Annotated in this window: 14 protein-coding genes; 6 read left to right on the top strand and 8 right to left on the bottom strand. The window is 67.2% G+C overall.

Annotated elements, in window-relative coordinates:
- Positions 1-34 precede the first annotated feature (34 nt).
- Positions 35-1,096 (bottom strand): cobalamin-independent methionine synthase II family protein, encoded by a 1,062-nt coding sequence (locus CFP71_RS35525; protein ID WP_093938323.1) that lies wholly within the window; start codon positions 1,094-1,096, stop codon positions 35-37.
- Between the two features lie 256 nt (positions 1,097-1,352).
- On the opposite strand from CFP71_RS35525, the gene CFP71_RS35520 reads away from it, so the two are divergent.
- The 6 genes from CFP71_RS35520 to CFP71_RS35495 all read left to right on the top strand — a co-directional run bounded on the left by CFP71_RS35520 (position 1,353) and on the right by CFP71_RS35495 (position 5,801).
- Positions 1,353-1,619, top strand: a complete 267-nt coding sequence (locus tag CFP71_RS35520) for a DUF3040 domain-containing protein (RefSeq protein ID WP_093938324.1) — start codon at positions 1,353-1,355, stop codon at positions 1,617-1,619.
- Positions 1,620-1,680: 61 nt separating this feature from the next.
- Positions 1,681-2,106 carry a YciI family protein gene (locus CFP71_RS35515; RefSeq protein ID WP_093938322.1) on the top strand — a complete coding sequence of 142 codons (426 nt, stop codon included), beginning with the start codon at positions 1,681-1,683 and terminating at the stop codon, positions 2,104-2,106.
- Positions 2,107-2,115: 9 nt separating this feature from the next.
- Positions 2,116-3,177: a DNA polymerase IV gene (locus CFP71_RS35510; RefSeq protein ID WP_093938321.1), complete on the top strand. Its 1,062-nt coding sequence runs from the start codon at positions 2,116-2,118 to the stop codon at positions 3,175-3,177.
- Between the two features lie 243 nt (positions 3,178-3,420).
- Positions 3,421-4,896, top strand: coding sequence for an adenosylhomocysteinase (ahcY, locus tag CFP71_RS35505; protein WP_208636108.1), 1,476 nt, complete (start codon positions 3,421-3,423; stop codon positions 4,894-4,896).
- Positions 4,897-5,303: 407 nt separating this feature from the next.
- The gene (locus tag CFP71_RS44415; protein ID WP_005159014.1) at positions 5,304-5,459 is read left to right on the top strand and encodes a DUF6131 family protein; all 156 of its coding nucleotides are present in this window, start codon (positions 5,304-5,306) and stop codon (positions 5,457-5,459) included.
- A 120-nt stretch (positions 5,460-5,579) separates the two neighbouring features.
- On the top strand, positions 5,580-5,801 hold the full coding sequence (locus CFP71_RS35495; protein ID WP_093938319.1) for a DUF2795 domain-containing protein: 222 nt from the start codon (positions 5,580-5,582) through the stop codon (positions 5,799-5,801).
- Between the two features lie 158 nt (positions 5,802-5,959).
- On the opposite strand, the gene CFP71_RS35490 is transcribed toward CFP71_RS35495, so the two are convergent.
- From CFP71_RS35490 to CFP71_RS35460, 7 genes are all read right to left on the bottom strand, one after another.
- The gene (locus tag CFP71_RS35490) at positions 5,960-6,172 is read right to left on the bottom strand and encodes a hypothetical protein (RefSeq protein WP_093938318.1); all 213 of its coding nucleotides are present in this window, start codon (positions 6,170-6,172) and stop codon (positions 5,960-5,962) included.
- A 151-nt stretch (positions 6,173-6,323) separates the two neighbouring features.
- Entirely contained in the window at positions 6,324-7,178 is an 855-nt protein-coding gene (ku, locus tag CFP71_RS35485; protein WP_093938317.1) for a non-homologous end joining protein Ku, read from the bottom strand.
- 118 nt (positions 7,179-7,296) lie between these two features.
- Positions 7,297-8,523: a styrene monooxygenase/indole monooxygenase family protein gene (locus CFP71_RS35480; RefSeq protein ID WP_093938316.1), complete on the bottom strand. Its 1,227-nt coding sequence runs from the start codon at positions 8,521-8,523 to the stop codon at positions 7,297-7,299.
- A 24-nt stretch (positions 8,524-8,547) separates the two neighbouring features.
- A complete protein-coding gene (locus CFP71_RS35475; RefSeq protein ID WP_093938315.1) occupies positions 8,548-9,162 on the bottom strand; it encodes a GTP-binding protein in 615 nt (204 codons plus the stop codon).
- Positions 9,137-9,520, bottom strand: a complete 384-nt coding sequence (locus tag CFP71_RS35470; RefSeq protein ID WP_039918479.1) for a DUF742 domain-containing protein — start codon at positions 9,518-9,520, stop codon at positions 9,137-9,139. Before CFP71_RS35470 ends, CFP71_RS35475 begins: the two co-directional genes overlap by 26 nt.
- 19 nt (positions 9,521-9,539) lie before the next feature.
- Complete coding sequence (locus CFP71_RS35465) at positions 9,540-9,974, bottom strand: roadblock/LC7 domain-containing protein (protein WP_020635967.1); 435 nt, start codon at positions 9,972-9,974, stop codon at positions 9,540-9,542.
- Positions 9,971-11,203: an ATP-binding protein gene (locus CFP71_RS35460; RefSeq protein ID WP_093938314.1), complete on the bottom strand. Its 1,233-nt coding sequence runs from the start codon at positions 11,201-11,203 to the stop codon at positions 9,971-9,973. Before CFP71_RS35460 ends, CFP71_RS35465 begins: the two co-directional genes overlap by 4 nt.
- Between the last annotated feature and the right edge of the window lie 219 nt (positions 11,204-11,422).

Here is an 11,422-nt window from a genome sequence, read left to right as displayed (position 1 = left end):
CGGCTCAGCCGAGGGAAGGAGTCCTTCACGTGACTCAGCCGAGGGCTTCGGCGGCGAGCCGGGTGCCTTCGACGCGGGCGGCGATCTTGGCGAACGCGGTCTCCCGCGACGTCGAGACATCGTCGGCGAACGGCGAGAACCCGCAGTCGTCACACGTGCCCAGCCGGTCCGGCGGGATGAACTGAGCCGCCCGCAGGACCCTGTCCCGGACCTCCTCGGCGGTTTCGACACGCGGATCGATCGGATCGATCACGCCGACGAAGACCCGCTGCTCCGGGCGGGAGTGCTCGGCGATCACCCGCAGCGCCCGCTCGGGATCCGCCTCGCTGGCCATCTGGACGTAGACGTTGCCCACCTTCAGCTGGAACAACGTCGGCAGGAGCCCGGCGTAGTCGACGTCGAGGCTGTGCACCGAGTCCTGGTCGCCACCGGGGCAGGTGTGCACGCCGATCTTCTTCCGCTCCTCCTCGGAGAACCGTTCCAGCACGGCGTTGTTCAGGTCCACAAAGGACTGGAGAAGCCCACCGGACGGGTCGAGTTTCAGCGACAACCGGCCTTCGGTGAAGTCGATCTGAACACTGTCCGCGCCGGCGTCGAGACTGCGGCGGATATCGGTTTCCGCTTCATTCACCAGGTCGGCGATGAACTGTTCTTTGTCATATCCGGCCAATCCTTCACCGGGGTAGACGAGCCCGATCGCCGAAGCGGCGATCACCGCCTGCTTCACCGGTTTGGCCGCGTGCTTCTTGGCCTCGCGCAGATAAGTGTCAGCGTAGGTCTGGTAGCGGAAAGGACCGGCGGTCAGCTTCGGAAGCTGCCGGGTGTGCCCGTCCGCGAAGGGGATGACGACGCCGTCCGGCGCCAGGGACGTGAGGCCTGCCAAGGGATAGGTGGCGAAGCTCGGTTTGCCCTGCTCGCCATCGGTGATGACCGGCGAGCCGGTCTCCTCCAGCCGCTTGATGGTTTCCACAAGGGCTTTCTCCTGCGCCTCGCCGAGCCCGTCGGCGCCGAGCCGCCCGGCCGCGTGCTCACCGAATGCCTCGATGAGATAGGCCGGACGGGGAATGCTGCCGATCGGTTCGGTGGGTATGGTCATCGCTCGCGTCCTCCCAGATGAAGCAGCTTGCGGCCGCCGTGGCCACAAGCGCAGAAACTACCGATCACGCCACTCTTTGACGATCTTTGCCCGTGCCTAAACCACTAATGGCGCAACCATTCGGCCCACTTGGGTGTGCCGTTCGCCGAGACGTATAGGCCGTTATACGAAAATCCGCGAAATTCGATGCTTACCCGACCTCGCGCCTGGGTATTCCGTGGATGTCGACGGGCGGGGCGCGCCGAAGGAGAAACCGATGCTGAGCCATCACGATCGGCAAGAGCTGGAGAAGATCGAGCGCTGGTTCGAGCTCACCGAGCCGGCACTGGCCGCCAGGCTCCGTTCCGGCAAGCCCGCACGGCCCCCGCTCCTCCGGTCGGCGGTCGTCCTGACTCTCGACGTCATCGCCGGTCTGCTCATGCTGCTGGGCATGGTGCTGAACAGTCCGGCCCTCTTGCTGACCGGGATGATCACCGTGACGACGGCGGTGATCGTGCATCTGTCCCGGTTCGGGCGGGACTGAGCGTCCTCCCGCGCGCCGGTAGAGTCCGGGCGATACGTCCGGTTCACTGGGAGGAAGACGCATGCGGTTCATGATCATCATCAAGGCGGACGAAGATTCCGAAGCCGGGAAGATGCCGCCGATGGAGGCTTTGACCGCCATGGCGAAGTTCAACCAGGACATGCTCGACGCCGGAATCCTCGTGGGTGGCGAAGGTCTGCAGGAGAGCTCGAAGGGCGCGCGCGTCACGCTCAGCGCCGCCGGGGCCACGGTCACCGACGGCCCGTTCACCGAGGCCAAGGAACTCGTCGGCGGCTTCTGGATCGTCGACGTCCCTTCGCGCGCCGAAGCGATCGAGTGGGCGAAGCGCTGTCCCACTCCCCCGAACGGTGACACCATTCTCGAAGTCCGCAAGATCCTCGAAGCCGAGGACTTCGGCGACGCTTTCACGCCTGAACTGCAGGAGAACGAGCAGCGGATGCGCGACGAGGTCGCCGAACGGTCTTAAGCTCGCTTCATGGCCATCCGGGAGTGGGTACGCTGGGTACTCCACGTCGACCTCGACCAGTTCATCGCGGCGGTCGAGGTCGCCCGGCGGCCTGAGCTGCGGGGCAAGCCCGTGGTCGTCGGCGGCACCGGGGATCCGACGGAGCGGGCCGTGGTGGCCACGGCGTCCTACGAAGCGCGAGAGTTCGGCATCCAGTCCGGCATGCCGTTGCGAACCGCCGCGAAACGCTGCCCTGAAGCGATCTTCCTGGCCACCGACGCGCCCGCGTACCAAGAAGTCTCCGATCGGGTGATGGCGACGCTGCGGGAATTCCCGGTCGTGGTCGAGGTGCTCGGCTGGGACGAGGCGTTCCTGGGCGCCACCACCGACGATCCCGAAGCGCTCGCCGCCGACATCCGGCGGGTGGTCGCCGAGGAGACCGGGCTGTCCTGCTCGGTCGGCGTCGGGGACAACAAACTGCGCGCCAAACTCGCCACCGGCTTCGCCAAACCGGCCGGGATCTTCCGTCTCGTCCAGGAGAACTGGTGGGACGTCATGGCCGAAAAGCCGACGGACGCGCTGTGGGGCATCGGCGCCAAGACCACGAAGAAGCTCACCGAAGCCGGCTATCGCACCGTGCTGGAGCTGGCCGGCGCCGACCCGGCGGACCTCGCCTCGCGGTTCGGCCCGAAACTCGGCCCGTGGTACCGGATCCTCGCCGGCGGGATCGGCGACGCCGAGGTCACCGCGACGCCTTACGTGGCACGATCACGCAGCCGCGAGACGACCTTCCAGCAGAACCTGACCGACCCCGGCGCCATGGCCGCCGAGGTCGTCGTGCTGGCGAAACGCGTTTCCCAGGACGTCGCCGAGGAAGGCAGGCCCGCCGCGCGGGTCGCGGTCAAGGTCCGGTTCGCTCCGTTCCTGACCCATACGCACAGCGTGACCCTCCCCGCGCCGACCGCGGATCCGGCCGAGATCGAGAAGGCGGCGCTGGCCGTCCTCGACCTGTTCGACCTGGGCAGACCGGTTCGCCTGCTCGGTGTCCGGGCCGAATTCCCCTCGACGGCGGCGCGATCCGCGTCGCCTTGACAGCGCTCGCGACGCTTTGCCATCCTGGTTCCGGGCCGAGAGGCGCTGCGACGGAATTCTTCCGCCACGCTCGGCCCGACGCGACAGACGTAAGGGCGCCTCCCACTGCGGAGGTGCCTTTCTTGCGTCAGAACCCTTTTCCGGCAGAGGCCGGTCGCTGAACGACCCCGCACTGACACCACCCTTCGCGCCACCGGCGAGAAGGGTCGCTCCGCCTTGCCTTCCTTGATGATTGGAGAACCAGTGAGCCCCACCCTGTCCAAGGTCAACGGGATCGAATTCGCCGTCGCCGACCTTTCCCTCGCCGAGGCCGGCCGCAAGCAGCTGCGCCTCGCCGAGGTCGAGATGCCCGGCTTGATGGCGCTGCGCCGCGAATACGCCGACTCGCAGCCGCTGAAGGGCGCGCGGGTCGCGGGGTCGCTGCACATGACCGTCCAGACCGCCGTGCTGATCGAGACGCTCGTCGCGCTGGGCGCCGAAGTGCGCTGGGTGTCCTGCAACATCTTCTCCACGCAGGACGAGGCGGCCGCGGCCGTCGTCGTCGGCCCGAACGGCACCGTCGAGGAGCCGTCGGGCTCGTCGGTGTTCGCGTGGAAGGGCGAGACGCTCGCCGAGTACTGGTGGTGCACCGACCAGCTCTTCGACTTCGGCGGTGGCCTCGTCCCGAACATGGTCCTGGACGACGGCGGCGACGCGACCCTGCTGATCCACAAGGGCGTCGAGTTCGAGGCCGCCGGCGCCGTGCCGCAGGCGACCGAGGAGGACGGCGAGGAGTACGGCCTCGTGCTGGAGACTCTGCGCGAGAGCCTCGGCCGCGACACCGGCCGGTTCACCCGCATCGCCAAGGAGGTCCGCGGGGTCACCGAGGAGACCACCAACGGCGTCAAGCGGCTCTACAAGCTCGCCAAGGAAGGCGAGCTGCTCTTCCCGGCGATGAACGTGAACGACTCGGTGACGAAGTCGAAGTTCGACAACAAGTACGGCATCCGCCACTCGCTCATCGACGGTCTGAACCGCGGCACCGACGTGATGATCGCGGGCAAGGTCGCGGTCGTCTGCGGCTACGGCGACGTCGGCAAGGGCGCGGTGGAATCGCTTCGGGGCCAGGGCGCCCGCGTGGTCGTCACCGAGATCGACCCGATCTGCGCGCTCCAGGCGGCGATGGAGGGCCTCGACGTCGTGGAACTCGACGACGTCGTGGAGCGTGGTGACATCTTCATCACCACCACCGGCAACTTCGACATCATCATGGCCGACCAGATGGCCAAGATGAAGCACAACGCGATCGTCGCGAACGTCGGGCACTTCGACAACGAGATCGACATGGCCGGGCTCGCGAAGATCCCGGGCATCCGGAAGATCGAGGTCAAGCCGCAGGTGCACGAGTGGGTCTTCCCCGCGACGGCCGACCGCGAGGCGCACTCGATCATCGTCCTGTCCGAAGGCAGGCTGATGAACCTCGGGAACGCCACCGGCCACCCGAGCTTCGTGATGTCGAACTCCTTCACCAACCAGACGATCGCGCAGATCGAGCTGTTCACGAAGCAGGGCGAGTACGCCACCGACGTCCACGTGCTGCCGAAGCACCTCGACGAGAAGGTCGCGCGTCTGCACCTCGACGCGCTGGGCGTCCGGCTGACGAAGCTGACCAAGCGCCAGGCCGAGTACATCGGCGTGGACGTCGAGGGCCCGTACAAGCTGGACCACTACCGGTACTGAGGTCCTGCCGCCTCGCGATCTCGCAGGTCGGTGAAGGCCTCCTTTCCTACTTTCAGGGTAGAGAAGGAGGCCTTCACCACCTCCAGGAAAGTGATCGGTGGGACGACACCCGTGACTGGGTGGACGGCACGTGTGATCAGACGGACGACACGTTGCAGGGCTCGGTCGCGAACGTGTCGTCCGTCTGATCACGTGTGCCGTCCACCTGATCACACGTGCCGTCCGCTCACTCACGTGTAAGTACCGACCTGGCCACGTGAGTCGCGAGCCGACAGGCTCACTAGGCCGAATGCGTGAAAACTACGGCCGGATGGACCTGTTTTCCACCCGAGTGAGGCGGGAATCCCCTGAGTAGCCACACCCCGGCAGCACCAAAGCCGGGCGACTACGAAGGAGAAGGTGCCCCCGTGATCATTCTCGGCGTCATCCTGATTGTCATCGGTGTCATCGCCAGCATCCCCGTCCTTTACTCGATCGGGATCGCGCTCGCGGTCATCGGCATCATCCTGGCCGTGCTCGGGAACACCGGGAAGGCCATCGGCGGTCGCGCCCACTGGTACTGAGCACCGATACAGCATCGAAACGGACCGGGTCCCCGGCGTTCCACACGCCGGGGACCCGGTCCGTTTTCGTCCTCCGTCCACCGGGTATCCGGTTCGGACGAGGCGAAGGAGGGAGAGCCGATGGCCGGAACGGACCCGCGTCCGTACTTGACCGAGGCGAACTATCCATGCGGACGCGACGAGCTCCTGCGGGCCGCCGCGGCGGCCGGAGCGGGAGACGACGTCCTCGGACCGCTGGGCGCCCTTCCCGCGGCCGACTACGCGAACGGCGACGGGGTCTGGGACGCGGTGTGCGCCTGTGACGGCGCTTCGATCCACGACACCGCGAAGGAAGCACCGTGACATGAAAGGGGTCCCCCGGCTCCGAGGGGGAGGGAGAGCCGGAGGACCCCGTCATAGTTAACACATTCCGGGCCACGATGTACACGAATGCATACACCTTCGAGTGGCAATCGGTCTCGATCACCCGATCCGGACCGGACTGGTGTATTGGCTATCGGTCAAGAAGCTCGCAGCAGCAGCCGCTCCGCCGACTCCGCGCACGAACATCCTCCGTCGACGTCGAAGCAGTCGATCGTCAGCGTGTGCCGGGCGAAGTCGAGGTCGACGCAGCCGTCTTCGCTGCACTCGGTGAAACCGCCGTCGAGGTGGACCACCAGGGTGCCGTGACAGTGGTCGAGTCCACCGGCGCAGAACGCGCACTCCATGCTCATGCCACCTCCCGCGATCAGGTTCGAAGATCGCTTCGGAAAAGTTCTCCTCGATTGCCTTACTACCACCGAGGGACGACAGATCCTGGCATACGCGCGGCGTGTCGCAAGACCCGGCGGGGTGACACCGGGCACAAAGGTCCACAAAGGACGGTCAGGCGCTCTTCGGGGTTCGCTTGCCGGAAGCGGGCTTCTTGGCCGCGGTGGCCTTCTTGGCCGTCGACGGTTTCCGGGTCTTCTTCGCTTCGCTCACGCTGGCCTGCAAGGCCTCCATGAGGTCGACGACGTCGGCCTTCGCGCCGACCGCCTTCGGTTTCGCCGTCTCGTTCCCCGCCGCCTTGGCCTCGATCATCGCCTCGAGCGCCTCCCGGTAGGAATCGGTGTACTTCTCGTGCTCGAACACCGGCTCCGAGAGCGAGTCGATCAGCGAACCGGCCATCGTCAGCTCCTGCGGCCGCACCTGCGGCGGATCCTCGTGCAGGAAACCGAAGTCCGGGACACGGACCTCGTCGGGCCACAGCATCGTCGTCATCATCAGGACGTCGCTGTGCACCCGCAGGATCGCGAGCGTCTCGCGCTGCCGGATGGCGACCTTCGCGATCGCCACGTGACTCGCCTTCTGCAGCGCGTCACGCAGGACCACGTACGGTTTGACGGCGTTCTTCTGCGGTTCGAGGTAGTAGGTCTTGTCGAAGTGGATCGGGTCGATCGACTCCAGCGGCACGAACTCGAGCACGTCGATCGCCCGCGACGACGCCAGCGGCAGCTCGGACATGTCCTCGTCGGTGAGCACGACCATCTCGCCGTCGGGCAGTTCGTAGCCCTTGGCGATCTCGGCGTAGGGCACTTCCTCGCCGTCGATCGTGCAGAACCGTTTGTACTGGATACGGCCGCCGTCGGCCTCGTGCACCTGGCGCAGCGAGACGTTCTTGTTCTCGGTGGCCGCGTAGAGCTGGATCGGGATGCTCACCAGCCCGAAGGACACCGAGCCCTTCCACATCGAACGCATCGCGCCGCACCTCCGCCGCCGTCACCTGCCGTACTCACGCACGGTGACCACCGTAGCCCGAAACGGCGCACCGCGACAGTCCCGCGAACCCGATCGCGGGACGGCCACGGTCCTCGAATCAGGCTTCGGCCAGGTACTTCTCCGCCTTCGCGGGATCGAAGAACCAGTGCTGGAAATCGGTCGGATCGGAGAACCCGTCCGCGAACCGCTTCGCCACGGCGGGCTTCTCCCCCGCCGCACCGATGATCTGGAGCACGTGCGGGGGCGGCGGCTGGAGCATCGCGTTGGTCCAGTTCGTCACGTGCTGGGCGTACTCCCAGTACTTCTCGAACGAGGCGTTCATCCACTCCTCGTCGAACGGCTTGTCCCCGCGTTCGAGGATGGAGTCCAGATAGGACGCCGCGCAGTGGCTCGCGTTGTTGGAGCCCTGGCCGGTGATCGGGTCGTTGGCCACCACGACGTCGGCCATGCCGAGCACGGCGGTCCCCGACGCCAGCTTGCCGACAGCGTTCCGCACGACCGGGGTGTACCCGCCGGCCAGCGTCGCCTTCTCGTCGGTCAGGACGACGTTCCGCGAGCGCTCGTACTCCCACGGGAGGTACTGCTTCATCAGCGACAGGATCCGGTCGAGATGCTGCTGCGGCGAAGGCCGGTCACCCCAGCAGTCGAGCGGGCCGCCGGGAACGCCCTCGAAGAACAGGATGTCGCAGTTCCCGGTCAGCGTGTAGGCGGGGATCATGAACAGCTCGCCGACGCCGGGGATGATGTTGAACCGCACCGCGGCCTTGTCCGGGTGCTCGGGCCGGGGCTCCATGCCGTGCACGTAGGCCAGTGAGAGCGCGCGCTGGGGCTGGGTGTACGGCGAACGCTCCGGGATCCGGTCGAACAGCTGGACCAGTTCACCCTTGCCCGCCGCGATGACGACGAGGTCGTACAGCTTCGCCAGCGGCGCCAGGTCCGAGGTGGTGACGCCGTGGATGACGACCTTGCCGCCGCGGTCCTCCACCAGCTCCAGCCAGGCGGCCATCTTAACCCGCTGGTCCACCGACTGCGCGTAGTGCTCCAGCGGCGCGAACCAGTCCAGCACCCGCTGGGAATCAGGTCCCGCGATGGACACGCCGAGTCCCTCGACCCGGACGGTCTCGTCCTCCCACAGGTTCAGCTTGTGATCCCGCTCGTGCTGCAAGGCGGAGTGGAACATGCACTGGGTCGACATCACCTTGCCGGACCGGATCTCGTCCGGCGTCCGCGCCGACATCACCGTGACGTCGTAGTCGTGGCTCAGCAGGCTCAAGGCCAGCTGCAACCCCGACTGCCCGGCACCGACGATCAGAACCTTGCGCATCCTCGACATTCCTCCCGGAACTGTTCAGCTGAGTGCGAATTCACGGCCGGGTCCGGAGACCACCGCGAGGGACAGCGTGTGGGACACCAGTTCCTGGAGCGTCGCGACCGCCGACTTCGGGTCACGGGCGTCGCAGGTGACCAGCGGGATGTCCGGGGACAGCGCCAGCGCGTCGCGGACCTCTTCGAGGTCGTGCACCGGCATCCCCTCGAACTGGTTGACCGCGACGATGAACGGCAGTTCGGAGTCGTTCTCGAAGTAGTTGATCGCGGCGAACGACTGGTCGATCCGGCTGGTGTCGACCAGCACGACGGCGCCGAGCGCGCCGCGCGAGAGGTCGTCCCAGAGGAACCAGAAGCGAGCCTGACCGGGGGTGCCGAACAGGTACAGGAGCAGGTCTTCGCGCAGGGTGATCCGGCCGAAGTCCATCGCGACCGTGGTCGTGGATTTGGTCCCGGGCGGCACCAGCTCGTCGACCCCGGCGCCCGCCTCGGTCATCCAGGCCTCGTTGCTCAGGGGCGGGACCTCGGAGACGGAGCCGACGAACGTCGTCTTGCCCACGCCGAATCCACCGGCGACCACGATCTTGGCGGAGATGGCGAGAAGATCGGCGTCAGACCGGGAGGCGCTTGAGTCCATCGAGGATCCTCTCGAGCACGTTCGTATCGTGGTTGTAAGCGTGGGCCGTCGGGTGCACGAAGACGGCGCCCTGGGTGGCGAGATCGCCGATGAGCACGCGGACCACGCCCAAAGGCAGATCCAGGCCCACCGAAAGCTCGGCGATCGACGAGCGTTCGCGGGCGCGCTCGTACAGCGAACGCGATTCGGGCATCAGCGCCTCGGCCAGCGACGGGTCGTAGCGCGGAACCGAGATCAGGGTCTCCACCAGGAGCAGCTGGCTGCTCTTGGTGCGGCCGCCGGTCAGCGCGTACGGCCGGATTCTGCGGCTGCGCATCTTGACCGGCCGGTCCGGAGCTTGATCGCTGGACACGGTCATCCCTTCCTTCTCCGGATTCTCAGGCCGGCGGCCGTCGGGCGGTCAGGACCTGCCGGAGTCCCGCTCGCACCTCGGGGGTGAGGGCGTGACCGGCGTTGGTGATGAACTGGGTCATCTCGTAGGCGACGACCTTCATGTCGCAGTCCGGTTCGGTGAGCACCGCGAGCCCGGCCTCCGACCCGATCCCCATGAACAGGAAGTATCCGCGGGTGAGCCGGATGATGATCTGCTCGCAATTGCCCTTGCCGAACAGCGCGGCGCTGTTGCCCGCGAGGCTGAGCAGACCGCTCGCGATCGCGGCGAGCTGCTCGGCGTCGTCACTGGACACCGATTCCGAAGCGGTCAAAGGGAAACCGTCGACGGACATGATCAGCGCGTGACTGGCGCCGTGCACCTTGCGCACGAAGTCGTCGAGCAGCCACGTGAAATCCGTGGTCGCGTCCTGGGCGGTCACTGGGTGTTTCCTCCGGTCTCACGCTCGTGCCGGTCGTCGAGGGCGGCGCGCTCGCCGTCGCTGAAGGCATCGAGGTCGGCCAGCAGCGCCTCATGCCCGTCCGCCGCGTCGGCGGACGGGGTGGTCGGCGGGGCCGGTTCGTCGGGCAAAGTCCTGATACTGCGGGAAACCCGGCGCGGAAGACCGCTCGCCGTGGTGCCACCGTCGGCGGGCGGCTGGAAGGCCGTGCGCGGACGCGGGCTGGGCTTGCGTTCCGGTTCCGGTGCGGGTTCCGTCGTGGCGGGGCGGCGCCTCGGCAGCCCGGACGGCGTCGCGACGGGGGTTCCCACGGGCGCTCCGTTGGTGATCCTGGTCTGCGGCAGCACCACGGTCTGCGAACCGGACCACTGCTTCTCGGCCAGCTCCGAGACCACCGGGACCGGCAGCAACACGGTGGCGACCGTGCCGTGCGGGGTGCGGCGGTCGAGCTTCACGGTGATCTCGTGCCGGTCGGCGAGCCTGCCGACGACGGCGAGTCCCATGTGCCGCACCGAATCGTCGTCGAGCACGGCACCGGCCGCGAGGCGCTCGTTCAGTACCGCGAGGCGGTCCGGCGGCATGCCGATGCCCTCGTCCTCGATGCGGATCAGCACACTCCCCTGTTCGGTGAGGTGCGCGCTGACGCTGACCGGCGAACTGGGCGACGACTGGTTCGCCGCGTTGTCGAACAGTTCCGCGAGGATCCGGCTGACGTCTTCGGCGGCGAAACCGACTACGCCGAGCGAAACCACGCGGCCGATCGTGATCCGCGAGTAGTGGTCGATGGACGACATCGCGGCCCGCATCACGTCGAGCACGGACGAGATCCCGGCAGCGGTGTCATCGGCGTCGCGGCCGGCGAGCACGCGCAGGTTCTCGGCGTTGCGCCGCAAACGGGTCGCCAGGTGGTCGAGCCGGTAGAGCTCGGCGAGACGGTCGGAGTTCTCCTCCCCCGCCTCCATCGTCTCCAGCTGCGCGAGCAGCTGGTCGAGCAGGTTGAGGTCGCGCAGCGCGACATTGGAACAGACACCGGCGAGCGCACCCGCGTCCGGCGCTTCCACGGCAGGCCGCTGCTCCACCACCGGTTGTTCGGCGGGCGGAGCCGACGGAGCGTGCCGGGGCGGTGCGGCGAGGAACTGCGCCGCGGCGACCCTGGAACGGTCCAGAAGAACCCGTGAGCGGTCAAGCAAGCCTCGAGCCCGCGTCACCATGTGCTTCCACTTCTTTCTCTTCGCATACCCGGACCCGTGTCGCACTCCCCAGCACAACGACGGCCATGCAAGCAGAAGTCACTATCCGTGTCCACAGTCGGTTTCCGCCCAACCGCTGGCAGTGACGTGTCCGCCAAAGCGTTACGGCTGGTGAGCGGCGCACGCTAGGCCATTCGGCTCATCTTGCGTGTCCTGCGCCACGGGGGATGCCCGAAAAGT

It is taken from the genome of Amycolatopsis thailandensis, assembly GCF_002234405.1.
GTDB classification, from domain to species: domain Bacteria; phylum Actinomycetota; class Actinomycetes; order Mycobacteriales; family Pseudonocardiaceae; genus Amycolatopsis; species Amycolatopsis thailandensis.
The sequence above is the reverse complement of the archived record's forward strand: the minus strand, read 5'-3'. Positions and strand labels throughout refer to the sequence as shown.

What these genes read in the sequence shown, in the direction of transcription:
- CFP71_RS35510 (WP_093938321.1), top strand. Translation starts at nt 2,116, where the DNA reads ATGGCCATCCGGGAGTGGGTACGCTGGGTACTCCACGTCGACCTCGAC.
- CFP71_RS35475 (WP_093938315.1), bottom strand. Translation starts at nt 9,162, where the DNA reads ATGGACTCAAGCGCCTCCCGGTCTGACGCCGATCTTCTCGCCATCTCC.
- CFP71_RS35520 (WP_093938324.1), top strand. Translation starts at nt 1,353, where the DNA reads ATGCTGAGCCATCACGATCGGCAAGAGCTGGAGAAGATCGAGCGCTGG.
- CFP71_RS35515 (WP_093938322.1), top strand. Translation starts at nt 1,681, where the DNA reads ATGCGGTTCATGATCATCATCAAGGCGGACGAAGATTCCGAAGCCGGG.
- ku (WP_093938317.1), bottom strand. Translation starts at nt 7,178, where the DNA reads ATGCGTTCGATGTGGAAGGGCTCGGTGTCCTTCGGGCTGGTGAGCATC.
- CFP71_RS35495 (WP_093938319.1), top strand. Translation starts at nt 5,580, where the DNA reads ATGGCCGGAACGGACCCGCGTCCGTACTTGACCGAGGCGAACTATCCA.
- CFP71_RS35490 (WP_093938318.1), bottom strand. Translation starts at nt 6,172, where the DNA reads ATGAGCATGGAGTGCGCGTTCTGCGCCGGTGGACTCGACCACTGTCAC.
- CFP71_RS35470 (WP_039918479.1), bottom strand. Translation starts at nt 9,520, where the DNA reads ATGACCGTGTCCAGCGATCAAGCTCCGGACCGGCCGGTCAAGATGCGC.
- CFP71_RS35460 (WP_093938314.1), bottom strand. Translation starts at nt 11,203, where the DNA reads ATGGTGACGCGGGCTCGAGGCTTGCTTGACCGCTCACGGGTTCTTCTG.
- CFP71_RS35525 (WP_093938323.1), bottom strand. Translation starts at nt 1,096, where the DNA reads ATGACCATACCCACCGAACCGATCGGCAGCATTCCCCGTCCGGCCTAT.
- CFP71_RS35480 (WP_093938316.1), bottom strand. Translation starts at nt 8,523, where the DNA reads ATGCGCAAGGTTCTGATCGTCGGTGCCGGGCAGTCGGGGTTGCAGCTG.